Genomic DNA, 18,285 nt, shown 5'->3' on the forward strand with positions numbered 1-18,285 from the left:
TCTCCCTAGACTGGCAATTGGGCCACCATTGGATGCAACATTCGGGAAATGGCGCGGTTCAAGCAGGTAGAAAGCGGTGCAACTATGGACGAACGATTTTTCGACGAGGCGGTCGCTCTGTCGCGTCAGGGTATGCAAGCCAACCAGGGAGGGCCTTTCGGGGCAGTGGTCGTTCTCAACGGTGAGGTGATTGCGACGGGCAATAATATGGTGCTCGAGCTGAACGATCCGACAGCCCATGCCGAGGTGATCGCGGTCCGCAACGCCGGAGCGAAGCTTAAAAGCTTCGACCTGTCGGAATGTGAGCTCTATACCAGTTGCGAGCCATGTCCCATGTGCCTCGGTGCGATTTACTGGTCGCGGTTTAAACATGTGTATTACGCAAACACGCGCCAAGATGCCGCTCGCATCGGATTTGACGACGAACTTATTTACACGGAACTGGACAAACCGATGGGTCAACGACTGATCCCCTTCACCCATGTTCCCTCGGCCGATGCTGCATCGGTCTTCGCCGAATGGGCCGACAAAGAAGACAAGACGAGCTACTAGTCCAGCGGGTAGGGAACCAGAGCGGCATCAACATCGGGCCATGCCAGGTGAATTCTTTCGGTAGGCATCAGCGCCTTGGTCAGCAGCGCATCGGCCACGACGATACCTGCTGGGGAAACTTCGAGAATAGACAGCGGCCCGTGCCTATCCGAAGCGGCATTGCGGAGCATCCAATGGTTCATGAGCTCGCCGATGCCACGCTCGGTCAACAACTCTTCGCCCTGGAAATAGTCGCATGAATCCATCACAGGGTGGCCCAATACCGATCTCGGGCAGACTCGATCGTAGGACGCAACAAGTGGTTCTAGGTATCCTACGGTTTCCCCATCGGCACGTTTAACGGGGAGCCAGTTCGAAGTATCCATAGCACAAGGCTAGACCGGATCAGCCATATCGGCTATTGATCCGTTGTGGCAATGACGAGACGAAAAAAACCTGTCCCGTGGACCAAGAGGTCCGCGGGACAGGTTTTGAATTCTTAGCGGTTCCGTAGAGCCGTTACGGAATTAGCAACCGTAGTAGAGCTCGAACTCGTATGGGTTCGGACGCAGGCTCAGTGGCTTGATTTCGTTTTCACGCTTGTACTCAACCCAGGTGCGGATCAGGTCCTCGGTGAATACCCCACCTTCGAGCAGGAACTCGTAGTCGGCCTCCAACGCCTTCAGAGCCTCTTCTAGGCTTTCTGGAGCGCGCTGGATGTCCTTGGCTTCCTCGGCAGGAAGCTCGTAGAGGTCCTTGTCGATTGGGTCCGAAGGCTCAATGCGGTTCTTGATGCCGTCCAGGCCGGCCATCAGCTGAGCCGCGAATGCGAGGTAAGGGTTCGAGGAAGCATCCGGTGCACGGAACTCGATGCGCTTGGCCTTAGGGTTCGATCCGGTGATTGGAATACGGATACCTGCGGAGCGGTTGCCCTGCGAGTAAACCATGTTGACCGGTGCTTCGTAGCCCTTGACCAGACGGCGATAGGAGTTCACCGTCGGGTTGGTGAATGCCAACACGGCAGAAGCGTGCTTCAGCAGGCCGCCGATGTACCAACGAGCGGTATCGGACAAGCCGGCGTAGCCCTTTTCGTCGTAGAACAGCGGATCGCCGTTGGCCCACAGCGACTGGTGCACGTGCATGCCCGAGCCGTTATCGCCGAAGACCGGCTTTGGCATGAAGGTGGCGGACTTGCCCCAAGCATCGGCAACGTTCTTCACGACGTACTTGAAGAGCATCAGCTCGTCGGCCGCGTGGACCATGGTGTTGAACTTATAGTTGATCTCAGCCTGACCGGCTGCGCCAACCTCGTGGTGGCTGCGTTCAACTTCGAGGCCAACGTTGTCCAGCTCGACGCAGATCGCATCGCGCAGGTCGGCCTGCTTATCGGTTGGCGACACTGGGAAGTAGCCACCCTTGTAAGGGGTCTTGTACCCCTGGTTGCCGCCCTCTTCCTTGCGGCCGGTGTTCCAAGGCGCCTCGTCCGAGTCGACCTTGTAGAAGGCACCCTGTGGGGTGGATTCGTAGCGGACGTCTTCGAAGATGAAGAATTCGGCCTCTGGTGCGAAGAATGCGGTGTCGGCGATGCCGGTCGATTCCAGGTAAGCCTCGGCGCGCTCGGCTACGCCACGCGGATCGCGGTGGTAAGGCTCACCGGTGCGTGGGTTGATGATCGAGAAGTTGAAGGCCAAGGTCTTTTCGATACGGAACGGATCGACGAAGCCGGTGGTGACGTCGGGGATCAGTTGCATGTCGGAATCAGAGATGCCAGCGAAACCACGAATGGATGAACCATCGAAGAGCTGGCCGTTGACGAAGAAGTCTGCATCCACGGACTTCGCCGGAACGTTGAAGTGCTGCTGGACGCCTGGTAGATCGGTGAAGCGGATATCAACGAATTTGATGTCCTCTTCGGCAATATATGCCAAGACTTCTTCTGGGCTGGTAAACATGTGCAGGTGACTCCCTGTTGAGTTATTGGTTTGGTAAACGGAACGATCATACGAATTGATCTGATCAGTTCTCTTGCTTACCAAGTAATCCTACCTAGAAACCGTTTCTGAATGGTGTCTCGATTGTTTCGGCTACGTTACAAAGCGCAAGTACGGGCGCGTCGTACCGGGTCAGTAGTGGCTTTGTGATGCGTAACAAACTGATGAGATTCACACAGATCGCCCAGATACACTAGTTATGTGGAACGCAAAGACTTTAGCTCGTGGCTCGAAGGCCCCCCGCAATTAAACTCGCAAGAATGGCCGGGCCAGCGCTTGGGACGCCCGGAAAAAGGGCCTGGGTCGATCGGCCGGTTGCCGCGTCGGCTCGGCGCGTTAGGCGTGGACTGGGGACTATCCATGTTGCTGAGCTGGTGGCTGTTCAACTTGAACGACCTCGCCACGCTCGCATTGTTCTGTGCCGGCCAGATGATTGCCGTTGGCTTCACCGGCCACAGCATTGGGCATCGGACCTTTGGGCTGCAAGTCCAATCCATGGATGGCACGGCTATCAAGCCGCTCACGGGGGTCATTCGATCGGTGCTGTTGTGCTTGGTGATTCCGGTTCTGTTCTCGGACGCGGATCAGCGCGGCTTCCACGACCGGGCAGGAAAAAGCGTACTGGTGAATATCCGCTAGTCCGCGTTCAAGAATCCAGGCATAAAAAAACCGCACTAGCGAACTAGTGCGGTTTTCTTTGTGCCTGATTAGCGAGCTCGGCGGTTAGGGCGTGCTCGGTTTGGGTCGATGCCCTTGGGAATCGGCAGGCGGTTGGCGGTGAGCGTGGTTAGTCGCTTGTCTACCGCGCTGATCTCCAGCTTGGTGATTGCCTTCGGAAGCTTCTTCATCTTCTTGCTGACTTCTACCAGATCGGTCTGGTCTTCGTCCTGGCCGGCGTTGATCACGTGGATCGGAACATTCGGCAGAACGCGAGCAATACGCTTGCGTTCGGACGCCACCAGATCACGCACGCGGCTGCTTGGGCCTTCGGTGACCAGCACGACGCCGGGACGGCCAACCGCCAGGAACACCAGATCCTGGTGGCGGTTGAACGCCACTGGCTCATCCTTCAAGATCCAGCCGCGACGCAGTACGCTCATCGCCGCGCCAGCGGCACCCGGACGGCCTTCAAGCTGCGCGAACGCGGCCTTCTCGGCTCGACGGGACATGATGAACAGGGCGGCGAGCAAGCCAAGCGGGATCGCGATAATCAGCAACGTGATCCAGTTGTTGATCAAGATACCAATGACCAGTCCAACGGCAATGACGCCAAGGAAGGCCAGGACCATCCACCAAACGACCATCGGATCGTTGCGGCGGGTCATCTGGAAGACCTGCACCATTTGCTTTAGGCGCCCGGGCTCTTTATTTTGTTTTTCAGCTTTTGGTTTACGCGAAAACAGACCACGCTTCTGTTGCGCGGCCGCATCGTTATCGGAGTTTTTGGCCATAGTGCTTCAATTCTACGCGATCCGGCTGGCTTATTTTTCTTCGGAGGAATTCCGGGCGAATCCGGAGGGTTCGCGCGGTGCGCTGCACAACATGAATTCGGACCCAACAGCCGGGTTTTACGGCTATTGGATCCGAACGCTTGAACATCTCGTTGGGCTCAGCGGTTAAGCAGCGAAGCAGCTTCCTGACGGGTGGTACCCGAGGATTCGATGTGGGAAAGGGATTCTGGGATCTCGCGACCCTTCTTGCGCATGGCGCCAGCCCAGAGTCGTCCCGCGCGGTATGAGGAACGAACCAATGGCCCGGACATGACGCCGGCAAAACCGAGTTCCTCGGCTTCTTGCTGCAGCTCCAAGAATTCCTGTGGCTTGACCCAGCGATCGACCGGAAGGTGACGTTCGGTTGGGCGTAGGTACTGGGTGATCGTCAGCAGATCGCAGCCTGCCTCATGCAGGTCGCGCATTGCTTCGGAAATCTCCTCACGCGTTTCGCCCATGCCCAGAATCAGGTTCGACTTGGTGATCAAACCGCGGTTCCGACCGTGGGTGATGACATCCATGGAGCGTTCGTAGCGGAAAGCCGGACGGATGCGCTTAAAAATACGCGGGACGGTTTCCACATTGTGTGCGTAGACTTCAGGCTTCGAATCGCAAATGGCGTCGAGGTTATCCGGTTTTCCGGAGAAATCGGGGATGAGCAGCTCGACTCCGGTGGTCGGGTTCATCTTGTGGATCTGGCGTACCGTCTCGGCGTACAGCCAGACACCTTCATCTTCGAGATCATCGCGGGCCACGCCGGTGACGGTTGCGTAACGCAGATCCATCTTCTTCACGCTCATGGCCACCTTGAATGGCTCTGAACGATCTAGTGCAGCAGGCTTTCCGGTGTCAATCTGGCAGAAGTCGCAACGACGGGTGCATTCGGAACCGCCGATAAGGAACGATGCCTCGCGGTCTTCCCAGCACTCGAAAATATTGGGGCAGCCAGCTTCTTCACATACTGTGTGGAGGCCTTCGGACTGCACCAAATTTTTCAGGCCCACATATTCGGGACCGATCTTGAGTTCGGCGCGGATCCACTCGGGCTTACGCTCAACTGGCGTCTGGGCGTTGCGCTTTTCGACGCGCAGCAGTCGACGGCCTTCAGGTTCAATGCTCATTAGAGGGTCCTTCTACGTTAGTAATATTTTGCTTAGACGACTTGTGGCGAGAGGAGACGTTCAAGTTCCTCTTGCACCCGCTCAACGACATCGTTGGGGGAGACCGTCTGGCCTAGTTCTTCGGAGATCGTGGTTACGCCGGCATCGGTAATTCCGCAGGGAATGATCTGGCCGTAAGCGGTCAGGTCGTTTGAGCAATTGAGCGCAAAACCGTGCATGGTGACTCCACGGGTGATGCGGATGCCAATGGCGGCTATCTTTCGGTCTTCTTCGCCGTCCTTGCCTGGGACCCAAACGCCTGAACGCCCCTTGACCTGAACGGTGGGGATGCCCATTTCATCTATAACGTTAATCAACGCTTCTTCGAGGGTCTCCACGTACAAACGTATCGCACTGATTTTCTTCAGCTTCACGATCGGGTAGCCGATGAGCTGTCCGGGGCCATGCCAGGTCAGTTTCCCGCCACGGTCAACATCAACAACGGGGGTGCCATCTAGGGGTAAGTCTTCAGGTTCGGTCCTTTTGCCGGCGGTATAGACCGCCTCATGTTCAAGAAACAGGACTCGCGGGGTCTGTTCATCGGCCGCTACAGCATCGTGCAATTTTTGCTGGTAATCCCATGCTTGCATATATGGAATTAGCTCCGTGCCGAGTCCGACTCGTTCGAATTCGATCGCCATAGTGGTTACCATACGCCTTTTGCAACAGGCCCCGCTAATTGGCTGAGAAGCGCTGAGCTGTGGATAACCGGGGCGAGAATCTGTACTTTGCGTTAGAACTGGAACATGAATGATTCAAACAATCTGTTGGCCTGGCCAACTAGCCCCGGATATGTGACGGTTCGTCCGTTAAAGGCCAAGTCACCGTGCAAAGTTTGGTTAATGCGTCGTGACTCGGATCAGAGTTACATGGTGTTGAAACTTTCTTCGAACGCCGAAAGTATCTGTTCGCTGCGTCAGAAGCAGGTCGAATCCGCAAGGAAATATGTCATAGATTTTTACGGCACCCTTTCGACACAGTTGGGCGAGGGGATTCTGATGGAGTACTGTCCCGGCGGAAGCTTGGCTCAACTTCTCGAAGAACGAGCACCATTTTCTCTCGGAGAGTGCGTCACGGCCTTGGCACCGGTAGCCCAAACCCTGGCAGCCTTGCACTCCACTGGGCAAGTCCACGGCGACGTCTCGGCTGGCAATGTGTTGTTGACAGCCGATGGAATGCCGAAATTAGGCGATTTCCAAGAAAGTCGAACCGGTATCGATCAGACACCCGGGTCGGGTACTCCCGGGTTTATGGCGCCTGAGGTTTCCGCTCGCGAACCTGAGGGACGCCTCGGCGAGCAGGACGTTTACTCCTTAGGTGCGTGCCTCTGGTTCCTGCTTGAAGGAACCGCTCCTCCAGAACCGAATATGCGTCCACCTGTCACGGTCATCTTCCCGTCGGTGCCCACGCTGGTCCATGAGCTCCTGCTTGATTCTCTGCACCAAGATCCGGTGCAGAGGCCGACAGCGGAGCAATTCGCCAGGACGCTCTTCGCTGCGGCGCAGGCTGAAGCCATCACTTGGGAACAGTGCACGCCGGTGGAGTCGACTCATCTCATGGCCACAGTTCACCCTAGCGAGGTGCGCGGTAGGCGTCGGCGCAGGCGGTCAAGAAGACCCCAGGCTGAGAAGGGTCAAAAAGACTATGCCGCACCCGAATGGCGTATGCATGAATTACGCCGAACCCCAGGGCGCGCCAAGGTCTATCTGGCTGTCGCTGGAGGGGTAGCGCTCGTGGGCGTGAGCTTCCTCGGTGTAAATCTAGTGGGGGAGCGCGGGCAATCGGAGTCGGGGACTCTGTCGCAAACACAGGAGCGTCGTGAACCATGCCGGATCCTGGACGGCGCCGTGGTTCCTGCCTGCGCGTTCTCCGCTGAGACGGTGATAGCCAGTTTCATCAAGCTTTCACGCGAACGGGATGCGGCCTTAGAGTCCGAGGACCTCAAAGCATTGTCAGCGATTTATCCGCCCGCCTCCGAGCAATTCCAAAGGGACCAGCAAACGCTTGAACGCTTGGACTCACTGAAGCTGGGAATCAATGGATTAGCTACCCGCTTGGAAGATATCTCGGTGACTGCCCGTGCGCAACCAGACACCGTGATACTACGTGCGACATCCACTCAGGAAGCCTACGACTATGTGGATTCAGCGAACCGTGTGGTCCATCAGGTGGCCCGTGGCACGCGGGAACGTATCGAAGTGGAACTGAAGCTGATTGAGGGGAACTGGAAAATTGGAAAGGTGCTCAGCCGCGAGGCATGACAAAGGCGAGGCAGCCCGAATTGCCTTCGGGGTGCCTCGCCTTTGCCTGGAACTACAAGACTGCCTCGTAGCTTAGACCCAGAGAGTCGCGATCGCGATATTGATCAATGCCAGGCCGCCGGTTGCGTGCGCAATCCCGGTCGAAACCTCTTCGCCGGCCTTGACCTTCTTGCGACCGATGAATGCCGCTACGAGAATGGCGATGGCGATGACAACCTTGACGCCAATCTTCATGTGATTCACGTCGCCATCACCTGCTTCGGCCATGCCAACGAGAGCCAAACCGGTAATTAGCTGAGCAATCGCGCCATACCACTGCCAAACATTCACGGTAGGGGTCTTGAAGTTTGCCAGCCAGCCACCGAAGATCGCTGCCGCACCGAGAATATGCAAGAAAACAAGGATAAGAGTTAGGAAGTCCATAACTCCAGCCTAATTGATTTTCGACGAATTGTAGAAACGACGATCGCCCCTCCCGGATGAACGGAAGGGGCGATCGTTTACCTAGCTTGCGAAAGTCGATCGACGACTTTACAGACCCAGGTCGCCTTCGAAAGCGCCACCCTCAAGGCGGGCCTTGAGAGTCTGCAGGAATCGACCTGCATCGGCGCCGTCAACCAGACGGTGATCGTAGGTCAGGCAGAGGTACATCATGTGACGGATGGCGATCGAATCGTTACCATCGGCATCGGTGATGACCATTGGGCGCTTCACGATCGCACCGGTACCCAGGATTGCTACCTGCGGCTGGTTGATGATCGGGGTATCGAACAGTGCTCCGACCGAGCCGATGTTGGTGATCGAGAAAGTGCCACCGGAAAGCTCATCCGGACCAATCTTGTTGGTGCGGGTGCGCTCTGCGACGTCAGCAATCCGCGAAGCCATGCCAGCCAGATTCAGATCGCCAGCGTTCGACACAACAGGAACCAGCAGGCCCTTGTCGGTGTCTACCGCAAACGCCAGATGCTCGGCATTGTGGTAGGTGATCTGCTGAGTCTCTTCGTTGTACTCGGCGTTCAGCTTCGGGTGAGCCTTCAAGGCTTCGGCAACTGCCTTGGCGATGAATGGCAGGTAGGTCAGGTTGACGCCATTGACTGCCTTGAAATTGTTCTTGGCAGAAGCGCGCAGCTTGACCACGCGGGTCATGTCAATCTCGTGAACCTGAGTCAGCTGGGTGGAGACCTCAAGGGACTCACGCATACGACGGGCGATTACCTGACGGATACGTGGAGCCTTCTCGGAGGTACCGCGCAACGAGGATGCCTCGACAACCGGGGCGGCCGGCTTAGCGGCCGCAGGAGCGGCAGGCGCAGCAGCCGGTGCGGCGGCGGCTTCCTTGGCAGCTACTGCGTCAAGGACGTCTTGCTTGCGAATACGTCCACCAACGCCGGTGCCCTTGACGGAAGCGATGTCGATTTCGTGCTGGTTGGCCAAACGACGCACCAGTGGGGTGACGTAGCCAGCGTCGCTGTTGTTTTCGGCGGCAGCAGGAGCAGGAGCAGCGGCTGGTGCTTCTTCCTTCGCGGCCGGTGCTGGAGCGGCTGGAGCTTCTTCCTTCGCAGCTGGTGCTGGAGCGGCTGGAGCTTCTTCCTTCGCAGCTGGTGCTGGAGCGGCAGGTGCTTCTTCCTTGGCGGCCGGAGCAGCGCCCGCAGCACCGATCACTGCGAGAACGGCACCAACTTCGGCGGTGTCGTCTTCGGCAACACGGATTTCCAGCAGGGTGCCGGCAACTGGCGAAGGAACTTCGGTGTCTACCTTGTCGGTGGAGACCTCGAGCAGTGGCTCGTCTACAGCGACCTCTTCGCCAACTTCCTTCAACCAGCGGGTAACGGTACCTTCGGTGACCGATTCGCCCAGAGCTGGGAGGGTGACCTCGGTGCCCGAAGCGGAGTCTGCTGCAGCAGGTGCTGCTGCAGGGGCTTCGTCGGCTGCTGGAGCAGCAGGAGCTTCCTCCTTGGCCGCAGGCGCCTCTTCGGCGGCCGGAGCCTCTTCAGCTGCAGGAGCCTCCGGCGCCGCGGCGTCGGAACCTGAGCCATCACCGATACGAACCAGAGGAGCGCCTACTTCGGCTTCCTCATCTTCGGCGACGAAAATTTCTTCGATAACACCAGCGACAGGTGATGGAACCTCGGTATCGACCTTGTCGGTGGAAACTTCCACCAACGGCTCATCAACCTCAACGCGGTCGCCGACCTGTTTCAGCCAACGGGTTACCGTACCCTCGGTAACGCTTTCACCCAGTGCGGGCAGGTTTACGGTCTCAGACATCTTCCCGTATCTCCTCTTAAATAAAGCTTGAAGTGTGGTTTGGGTGCGCAATTTAAACGGTTGAACACCCAAAACCGATGAATGGAGGCGTTGCCTCCGAGCTTAGTGCACCGGGTAGGGTGTGTGTGAACGCACTACCCGGTGACCAACAGCGTAATTAGCCGTGAAGTGGCTTGCCGGCCAAAGCCATTGCGGCTTCGCCCAGCGACTCGTTCTGCGTTGGGTGTGCATGGATGAGCTGTGCAACATCCTCCGGGTAGGCTTCCCAGTTCACGATCAGCTGTGCTTCACCGATCTGCTCGCCGATACGGCCGCCGATGCCGTGAACGCCCACGATTGGGCCGTTCTTGACGCGGACCATCTTGATCAGGCCGGAGGTGCCCAAGATCGAGGACTTGCCGTTGCCAGCCAAGTTGTACTCGGTGGTTTCGATCTGGTCCTCGCCGAACTTCTCCTTTGCGGCAGGCTCGGAGTAGCCGACCGAGGCGATTTCTGGCTCGCAGAAAGTTACCTTTGGAATGTTGATGTCTTCGACGATGGTTGGGTTCTGGCCAGCGATTTCTTCGGCGACAAAGATGCCGTGCTGGTAACCGCGGTGTGCCAACTGAACGCCAGGGACCATATCGCCGATGGCGTAGATGTTGCCCACGCCGGTGTGCAGGCGCTCATTAGGGATCACGAAACCGCGATCGAGGGTGATGCCCTGCTCTTCGAAGCCCATGTTCTCGGTGACCGGGCCACGGCCGACGGCCACGAGGACAATCTCGGCTTCGAGGGTCTTGCCGTCGGCTAGGGAGACCTTGACGCCGTCGGCATCCTGCTCGACCTTCTCGAAGAAGACACCGGTGTTGAACTTGATGCCGCGCTTCTTGAAGGAGCGCTCGAGGTTCTTGATGATTGCTGGGTCTTCGTTTGGAACCAGTGAAGGTAGGCCCTCAACAATGGTCACGTCGACGCCGAAGGACTTCCAGACGGAGGCGAACTCAACACCGATAACACCGCCACCAAGCACAATGGCGCTCTTTGGCATGTCAACCATGTTCAGCGCTTCGGTGCTGGTCAGCACGCGTCCACCGATTTCCAGACCGAAGGTCTTGGAGGTCGAACCGGTCGCGAGAACGATGTTCTTGCCCTTGTACGGAACGCCATCAACCTCGATAGTGTCCTTGGAGACCAGTCGTCCGCTACCTTCGATAACGTTGACTTTCTTCATCTTCAGTAGACCCTGAAGACCCTTGTGCTTGCCGGCGACGATGCCGTCCTTGTACTTGCGTACTCCGCCCAGGTCAATTGACTCGAGGGAGGAGTTGATGCCGTACTTGGCACCTTCGCGAGCGTTTTCGGCGAGCTCTGCTGCGTGCAGGTACGCCTTGGTTGGGATACAGCCGGTGTGCAAGCAGGTGCCGCCGACCTTTTCCTTCTCGATCAATCCAACGGTGAAGCCCAACTGGATGGCGCGTAAAGCGACCGAGTATCCAGCGGAACCACCGCCGAGGATGAGGACATCAAATTCTTGCGTTGCTGCCGAATCGGCCACGTGAACGCTCCCTCGTAATAGCTAAGTGAGGTCGGCCATGGCCGACCTGGAGATCGGGTGGTGAACTGGACTAACTCTCGCACGGGGCGCGAGCCAATTAATTCACCGGTGATGTTTCAAAACTTACCTTAGTACCGCCAAAGCACCAGAGTCATCTTGAGCTGGCTAAAAGTCGGCCATATCTCGTATTTTGGCACACATCCCGGCGCATTGGGCTATGACATCGCACGCACCGGGATGTGTCGAAAAAGGCATTTCTAGCGGGTGCCAGACATCTTCTCGGCGTAGGCGACCAAGGTGCGGACCTGCGAGCCGGTGCCGTTCTTAGGGGTGTAGCCCCATGGCGAACCCTCGTTGAAGGCCGGACCAGCAAAGTCGATGTGCGCCCAAGGAATCTTCTGACCGTCGGTTTCGCCCACAAATTCTTCCAGGAAGACCGCAGCGGTCATCATCCCGCCCATGCGCTCTCCAATGTTGGCCAGATCGGCGACCTGGGAATCGATGCTTGGACGGAGCTCTTCCGGAAGCGGCATACCCCAGGCGAGCTCGCCCACTGCATCCGAGGCTGCGACCAAATCGTTACGTACCTGCTCGTTGCCCATGACACCGGCGGTGCGCAGGCCCAATGCGAGCATCTGTGCACCGGTCAACGTGGCAATGTCGATCACTACATCCGGATTCTCCTGGCTGGCCGCTACCAAACCGTCGGCCATGACCAGGCGCCCTTCGGCGTCGGTGTTGAGCACTTCGACAGTCTTCCCGCCGAGCATGGTCAGTACGTCTCCGGGACGCGTCGAAGCACCGCCTGGCATGTTCTCAGCCAGGCACAGCCACGCGGTGACCTTCACGTCGAGGCCAAGCTCCGATACCGCGGCGATGGTGTGGAAAACTGCCGCGGCGCCGGACATATCGGACTTCATCGCGTGCATGCCCGCGGCTGGTTTGATCGAGATGCCACCGGTGTCAAAGGTAATGCCCTTGCCCACCAGTGCCAGGTGCTTGGCGGCCTTGGCCGGGGAATACTCGACCTTGACCATGCGCGGCTGGCGGGCCGAGCCGCGACCAACGCCCATCAGTCCGCCGAAGCCTTCCTTGGTCAGGCGCTTCTCATCAAAGATGGTGACCTTCAACGGCAGTGACTTGGAGTAGTCCTTCACCGCGGTGGCGAAGGTTTCCGGGTACAAGATATTGGCCGGGGTGTTGATCAGATCTCGGGTGCCACGCACGGCGCGGCCGATAACCGCGGCGCGCTTGAGCAGGGCTGGCAGATCCTTGGAGGTTGCGACCGCGGTGGCGATGAATGCCTCGCCAAGGACTGGCTTGTCGTTCTTCTTCGAACGGAAGTTCTCGAAGCGGTATGCGCCCAGGGCTACGCCTTCGGCCACTGCTGAAACTTGCTCGAGCGTGTCGGCAGGCAAGGCGAAGATCGCGGTCTTGGCGTGGGAAAGCTGGCGTGCTGCCGATCCGGCGGCGCGACGCAACTTCTCGTCGTTGAGCTCGGAGAGATCCTTCACTCCCAAGCCGATGCACATGATCGTCTTGACCTTGATGCCGTCAATTGCTGGAAGCACGGTTGCTTCGTCGGCAGAACCGGCAACGTTCAGCGCGGCCAGCGACTGTTCCAGAGCGGTGGTGGTTTCTGCCGCGAGGGGTGAAGCGGCGATGGATACCTTGTCGCCGTTTTTCAGCACGCCCAAAATGAGGGCGTCGGCGTTTTTACGTTTGATGTCTGCACCAATGGCGGTCAACGTGAGATCACTGGAGTTGATCACAAAATCATTCCTTCTATGCCTTTGTAGGGTCTAAGGACGGTTCAGCCCGCGAGAATAACCGGTGGATGGTGCCGGTGAGCTGAGTGTTTCCTACACCCGATGTTAGCCGAGGTTTGAGCTCGGCGTGCGATACTTCACAGCGAGCGAAAGGCTGAACGGATAGGATAAGTTCTTGAGCTTTAAGTAATCGCCTCTGTTTGGCGGTACCGAAAACGATTGAGGTGAGAATGTCCAAGGATCCGTTGATGACTCTGGTCAGCACTAACTTGGACGATCCGAGTCTGCAGGGTCTAGGGATGTACGTTTCGTTGCGTGGCGTATCTGACGCGGGCCATGCCCATGACTTGGTATGCAATGAGCTCTTCGGAAATTTGAATTCTGAACTCTATGCCAGTTTTGACGCGGATGAGCTTGTTGTCTACAGCGCCCAGCGCCCGCGGGTGTCTTTCCTCGGCGACCACTTCGCCGGCTATCAAGAGCCGCGCATCGAAATCTACCTGATGACCGACGCATTGGACCGGAAGTTCTGGTTCCTCACCGGAGTCGAACCAGATCTGCGTTGGGAACGCACCATCGCCGAGTTGCTCAACTTTATCGACGCGTTCAACGTGCAATTGGTGACCGGCACCGTGTCGCTGCCTATGCCTGTGCCACACACCCGCCCAGTGGGAGTGACAGCACACGGAAACCGCAAGGATCTCACCGAAAATATCTCCACGTGGGCCCCTACTGCCGAAACCCCATCGGGGCTGATGGCGCTCTTGGAGATCCGCCTGAATGACGCGGGCCGCGACGTCGTAGGCTATTCGTTGCACACCCCGCACTACCTGGCCGAATCCGAATATCCGGCGGTTGCCGTGGCTGCCTTGGAGCATGTGGGTGCCGCGCTGAAGCTGGCACTTCCCACGGAGAAGTTGCGCGAAGCGGCCCGGTTGATCGAATCTCAGCTTGCCGAACAGATCGAAGGCAGCAACGAAGTCAAGCAAATGGTGCTCGGTTTTGAAAAGCGCTTTGACGAGCACGCGCAAGACCACGAGCGCCGTTCGCTGCTGTTGGACGAAGACGAAAAAATGCCAAATGCCGAGGAGCTGGGGGCAAGTGTTGAAGACTTCCTGGCCACAATCGAGGACAGCGCCGACTGGTTGAACGCCAACGGAAAGTCCGGGGGAGCGGACTCCGCATCGGGTGACCCTGACCAGTGATTCAATCTCACCTAAACTCGGCGCGATCTTGGTTGGTGGTTTGTGCCGGAATATTTACCTATATGGCGGCCGTGTCCCAACGAACAAGTTTTGGTGTTGCAGGGCTTCAGGCCACCGAAAGATTTGACGCCACCGCTCAAATCCTGGCGTCATTTTCGGTGGTTCAGCTTGTTGTCTACGCTGGCGCTCAGGTTCCGGTAGGACTGCTGCTGGACAAGGTTGGACCGCGCATCATGATCATCACCGGTTCGGTGTTGATGGCTATGGGTCAAGCGTTCTTGGCTATTTCAACGAGCGTTCCAATGGGGCTAGGCGGGAGAATCCTGGTCGGGTCGGGCGACGCGATGGTGTTCGTCTCGGTACTCAAGCTGCTGCCGTTGTGGTTCTCCGGCTCGCGCATTCCCGTACTAACACAACTGGTAGGAACCTTTGGGCAGGCCGGACAACTGGTCAGCCTCTTTCCTTTTCATCTGATCTTGGTGCAGTTTGGATGGACGCCGGCATTTTCAATTATGTCCGGTCTGGCTTTAGCAAGCTTGCTAATCGCGATATCGCTGATTCGCAATGGTCCGGGCTGGGCGCATCTGAGCGAGAGCGCACCGATGCGTACCCGTGATCGATTAACCACCGCGTGGAAGCAACCCGGAACCCGGCTTGGGTTCTGGACACACTTCACCACCTCCTTTATGCTCAATGTCTTCTTGCTGACCTGGGGGTACCCATTCCTAGTTCAAGGTCAGGGGCTCGAGGGTGGTTTCGCATCCGGGTTGATGTCGATTTTCGTGGCGGTTGCGGTCTTATACGGGCCACTGCTCGGAGCATTGACGGCCAGATATCCGCAAAAGCGCTCGAACTTTGCCCTGGGCGTTATTGGAGCCATGGTGTTCATGTGGGCGGTGGTGTTGTTCTGGCCTGGTGCAGCGCCGTTATGGGTGCTGATCATTTTGCTCGTTGCGGTGGCGGCTGGTGGCCCTTCATCGGTTATCGCGTTCGACTTTGCCCGGACCTTCAACCCACCAAACATCATGGGTACCGCCATTGGGCTGGTCAATACCGGTGGGTTCTTCGGCGGGTTCGTCACCATCTACCTGGTCGGCGTCGTGATGGACTGGCTTTATGTGGCCAATGGGTCGGTGGGCGAGCTCTACAATTTGCCGGCCTTCCGCATTGCGTTGTCGGTGCAATTTGTCATGGCGGCGATCGGGGTGACGTTCATGCTGATCGAACGGCGCAAGGCCAGACGGCAGCCGGCCAACATCCTGTAGGTACACTTCTCCACAGCGCGCGCTGAACTGCAGGCCGGAATGGTTGTTGGGACGCATCGTGGGGTTATGACTACTACACCCGAACGGCAGCCCCTCTCGTTGTCTGATTGCGATGACGTACTCGCCTATATTCCTCATGCCCTTGGCTTTCACCCGCAAAAGTCGATGGTGCTCCTACTGATCGTCGGCCAACGCCTCGAAGCGACGCTTCGTGTTGACCTGCCCAGCGAAATTCATGAAGTTGACCGCCAGCCGTGGGTCGCGCAGGTGCTCAGCTTGCTTCGACGACTTCCGCAGGTGCGCAGTGTTGTCGCAGTGGTATACGCACCGGGAGACATCAAAATCGCAGAGGAGATTCCCTATCAGCAAATGATCTGCGAACTCGAAGAAGCCTTTGACCCGCAGGGCATTCAACTGCGACAAGCCTGGTGCCTTTGCCGCGAAAAAGTCTGGGACTACGACGACGGCGACGTCGGTGTAGCTTTCCCGCGGCCAGACATCGCGCTGGGAGAAACCAACCTGTCGCTGGTCCTTGCCGGTTCTGCTCCGTTGGACCACCCTTGGGACGGAACCGGAATAGCAACGTGGGCTAACGCGGCAGAAGTCCAAGAGCTCACCGGCGCATTTGGCGATGACCTGGTGGACAGCCTCGACGATTGGGCAGAAGTATTGAACCTGAGCGATGAAGAAGCACTAGAACGCATTCATTCGAGTTCGCTGAGCAGCGCACGCATGCTGGCCGGCCTGAGAATTCGTCTCGTACGTGATCTACTACCTTTTCTTGCTGGTGTCGGTGCGGCGCAAACCATAGAAATGTCCAAACAATTGTGCGTTGGCAATGAGGGCGAGCAGGTTAAACCCTTGGCAGATTTTCTCTTGGGACGAGGGTGGCAGAGCCCGGACTGGAAACGATTGGAACGGCTATGGTTGGTTTCTCGCGATCTGCTCGGTGTTGCGATTGACGGTGAACGTCACGCCTTGATGTGTATCCTGGCTTGGATCGAATGGGCTCGCGGGCGAGGCACCATGGCCATCGCTTTGCTCGATCGAGTCCTAAGCGAGCAGGGAGACTACCGGCTAGCCCAGCTCCTTCGAGAGCTGATGAATCGCGGATCGATGCCCGAATGGGCGACGGACGAACTACGTGCCTGGCGTGCCCAGCTGGGTTAGCGGACGCGCGGGTGACCGGGTCAAGTGGTGTCTGTGGGCGAATTAGTGGATAATGAAAAAACAGACCCGGTTAGGTTCGAGTTGTCTAGGTTCCAGAAACGTAGTTTTTGGGAACATTAGACGTGGTTGGTGCGTTGTTATCAATGTACCCGCCGTCGCGTTGAGTCACTGATACAGCGCATTCGGACTTGACAGGGTCATAGTGGTGTTACCGGCAGGTGCATCCGGAACGCATCGTTAGAAAGGTTATTCGTGTCATCTTCTGAGACGAACGCTAATCGTAAGGTTACTGAGGCTGAGGCCGCAGAGGCCGAGGAAACGGCAGAAACTCCTGTCGCGAAAAAGCGCGCTACCCGTGCGAAGGCTAAGCCTCGCGCAAAGAAGACTGCAACTTCCGAGGAGTCGGACGTCGAGCAGGGTTCTGAAGAGTCCGAAGACGATGCTGAGTCGGGTGCCACTGACGCAGCTGGCGCCAAGGACGGCTCGGCAAAGCCGGAAGAGGAATCCAAGGGATTCACCTTGTCTTCCGCCGATGATGATGCTCCGCAGCAGCAGGTCATGGTTGCAGGTGCAACCGCCGACCCGGTCAAGGACTACCTGAAGCAGATCGGTAAGGTCGCGCTGCTGAACGCAGAGCAGGAAGTCGACTTGGCTCTGCGTATCGAAGCAGGGCTTTTCGCTACCGATAAGCTTTCCAAAGATGACGGCTCAATCGATCAGCGCTTGCGCTGGGACTACGAGCAGATCATCCACGACGGCAAGATCGCAAAGAATCACCTACTTGAGGCGAACCTTCGTCTCGTTGTTTCGCTGGCAAAGCGCTACACCGGGCGTGGGATGCTCTTCTTGGACTTGATTCAGGAAGGTAACCTGGGTCTGATCCGTGCGGTCGAGAAGTTCGACTACACCAAGGGATTCAAGTTCTCCACCTACGCGACCTGGTGGATCCGCCAGGCCATTACCCGCGCCATGGCCGACCAGGCACGTACCATTCGTATCCCGGTCCACATGGTTGAAGTCATCAATAAGCTGGCGCGTGTACAGCGACAGATGCTTCAGGATCTGGGCCGCGAACCGACTCCAGAAGAGTTGGCCAAGGAACTGGACATGACCCCTGAAAAGGTTGTTGAAGTTCAGAAATACGGTCGCGAACCAATCTCGCTACACACCCCGCTGGGTGAAGATGGCGACTCTGAATTCGGTGACTTGATCGAAGACTCCGAAGCGGTCGTTCCGGCCGATGCGGTTTCCTTCACCTTGTTGCAGGAACAGCTGCACTCGGTTCTGGACACCCTGTCCGAACGTGAAGCAGGCGTTGTAGCTATGCGCTTTGGCCTGACCGACGGTCAGCCGAAGACCTTAGACGAAATCGGCAAGGTTTACGGTGTCACCCGTGAGCGTATTCGTCAGATCGAGTCGAAGACCATGTCGAAGCTGCGCCACCCATCGCGTTCACAGGTTCTGCGTGACTACCTAGACTAAATTTTGACGTCATGCGGTCGCAATATCCCAATGGAGGATACTGCGACCGCATTTCTTTTTAAGCTGTAGCGCGGGGAGGAAGCGCTTAAAACAAGAAGGGCGATCCAGCATCGGCTGGATCACCCTTCTGTTGAATAGGACCTAGGTCCTAGTTGT

The 18,285-nt window shown here is 57.5% G+C and carries 16 protein-coding genes; 7 read left to right on the top strand and 9 right to left on the bottom strand.

The features are described 5' to 3' along the window. Nucleotides 1-48: 48 nt before the first annotated feature. Nucleotides 49-552, top strand: coding sequence for a nucleoside deaminase (locus CQ019_RS02830; RefSeq protein ID WP_258133468.1), 504 nt, complete (start codon nt 49-51; stop codon nt 550-552). Here the strand turns inward: CQ019_RS02830 and CQ019_RS02835 are convergent. Both CQ019_RS02835 and glnA read right to left on the bottom strand, forming a co-directional pair. Further along, entirely contained in the window at nt 549-917 is a 369-nt protein-coding gene (locus CQ019_RS02835; protein WP_146112412.1) for a hypothetical protein, read from the bottom strand. The genes CQ019_RS02830 and CQ019_RS02835 overlap by 4 nt on opposite strands. A gap of 141 nt (nt 918-1,058) precedes the next feature. After that, nucleotides 1,059-2,483, bottom strand: coding sequence for a type I glutamate--ammonia ligase (glnA, locus tag CQ019_RS02840; RefSeq protein ID WP_105552414.1), 1,425 nt, complete (start codon nt 2,481-2,483; stop codon nt 1,059-1,061). 240 nt (nt 2,484-2,723) lie between these two features. Here glnA and CQ019_RS02845 point away from each other — a divergent pair, with 240 nt between their 5' ends. After that, nucleotides 2,724-3,161: an RDD family protein gene (locus tag CQ019_RS02845; RefSeq protein ID WP_105568879.1), complete on the top strand. Its 438-nt coding sequence runs from the start codon at nt 2,724-2,726 to the stop codon at nt 3,159-3,161. 68 nt (nt 3,162-3,229) lie between these two features. Here CQ019_RS02845 and CQ019_RS02850 read toward each other — a convergent pair whose 3' ends face one another. The 3 genes from CQ019_RS02850 to lipB form a co-directional block, all read right to left on the bottom strand. Further along, complete coding sequence (locus tag CQ019_RS02850) at nt 3,230-3,973, bottom strand: DUF4191 domain-containing protein (protein WP_105568880.1); 744 nt, start codon at nt 3,971-3,973, stop codon at nt 3,230-3,232. Between the two features lie 158 nt (nt 3,974-4,131). Further along, nucleotides 4,132-5,133, bottom strand: coding sequence for a lipoyl synthase (lipA, locus tag CQ019_RS02855; protein ID WP_105552411.1), 1,002 nt, complete (start codon nt 5,131-5,133; stop codon nt 4,132-4,134). 32 nt (nt 5,134-5,165) lie between these two features. Next, a complete protein-coding gene (lipB, locus tag CQ019_RS02860) occupies nt 5,166-5,813 on the bottom strand; it encodes a lipoyl(octanoyl) transferase LipB (protein WP_105552410.1) in 648 nt (215 codons plus the stop codon). Between the two features lie 105 nt (nt 5,814-5,918). Here lipB and CQ019_RS02865 point away from each other — a divergent pair, with 105 nt between their 5' ends. Further along, entirely contained in the window at nt 5,919-7,433 is a 1,515-nt protein-coding gene (locus CQ019_RS02865) for a serine/threonine-protein kinase (protein WP_105568881.1), read from the top strand. A 72-nt stretch (nt 7,434-7,505) separates the two neighbouring features. Here the strand turns inward: CQ019_RS02865 and CQ019_RS02870 are convergent, their stop codons facing one another. From CQ019_RS02870 to CQ019_RS02885, 4 genes are all read right to left on the bottom strand, one after another. Then, on the bottom strand, nt 7,506-7,856 hold the full coding sequence (locus CQ019_RS02870; protein WP_096286439.1) for a hypothetical protein: 351 nt from the start codon (nt 7,854-7,856) through the stop codon (nt 7,506-7,508). A 108-nt stretch (nt 7,857-7,964) separates the two neighbouring features. Beyond that, complete coding sequence (sucB, locus tag CQ019_RS02875; RefSeq protein ID WP_105568882.1) at nt 7,965-9,701, bottom strand: 2-oxoglutarate dehydrogenase, E2 component, dihydrolipoamide succinyltransferase; 1,737 nt, start codon at nt 9,699-9,701, stop codon at nt 7,965-7,967. 157 nt (nt 9,702-9,858) lie between these two features. Continuing rightward, complete coding sequence (gene lpdA / locus CQ019_RS02880) at nt 9,859-11,238, bottom strand: dihydrolipoyl dehydrogenase (protein ID WP_096286435.1); 1,380 nt, start codon at nt 11,236-11,238, stop codon at nt 9,859-9,861. Nucleotides 11,239-11,495: 257 nt separating this feature from the next. Beyond that, nucleotides 11,496-13,010: a leucyl aminopeptidase gene (locus CQ019_RS02885; RefSeq protein ID WP_105568883.1), complete on the bottom strand. Its 1,515-nt coding sequence runs from the start codon at nt 13,008-13,010 to the stop codon at nt 11,496-11,498. Between the two features lie 245 nt (nt 13,011-13,255). Here CQ019_RS02885 and CQ019_RS02890 point away from each other — a divergent pair, with 245 nt between their 5' ends. From CQ019_RS02890 to CQ019_RS02905, 4 genes are all read left to right on the top strand, one after another. Continuing rightward, nucleotides 13,256-14,212: a proteasome assembly chaperone family protein gene (locus tag CQ019_RS02890; protein ID WP_258133466.1), complete on the top strand. Its 957-nt coding sequence runs from the start codon at nt 13,256-13,258 to the stop codon at nt 14,210-14,212. A gap of 35 nt (nt 14,213-14,247) precedes the next feature. Further along, a complete protein-coding gene (locus CQ019_RS02895; RefSeq protein WP_258133831.1) occupies nt 14,248-15,477 on the top strand; it encodes a nitrate/nitrite transporter in 1,230 nt (409 codons plus the stop codon). Between the two features lie 66 nt (nt 15,478-15,543). Next, nucleotides 15,544-16,647 (top strand): DUF4192 family protein, encoded by a 1,104-nt coding sequence (locus tag CQ019_RS02900; protein ID WP_181148230.1) that lies wholly within the window; start codon nt 15,544-15,546, stop codon nt 16,645-16,647. A 252-nt stretch (nt 16,648-16,899) separates the two neighbouring features. Continuing rightward, complete coding sequence (locus tag CQ019_RS02905; RefSeq protein ID WP_105552403.1) at nt 16,900-18,129, top strand: RNA polymerase sigma factor; 1,230 nt, start codon at nt 16,900-16,902, stop codon at nt 18,127-18,129. Nucleotides 18,130-18,285: the final 156 nt, after the last annotated feature.

Origin of the sequence: Arthrobacter sp. MYb229 (genome assembly GCF_002975405.1) — a bacterium.
GTDB lineage: Bacteria > Actinomycetota > Actinomycetes > Actinomycetales > Micrococcaceae > Glutamicibacter.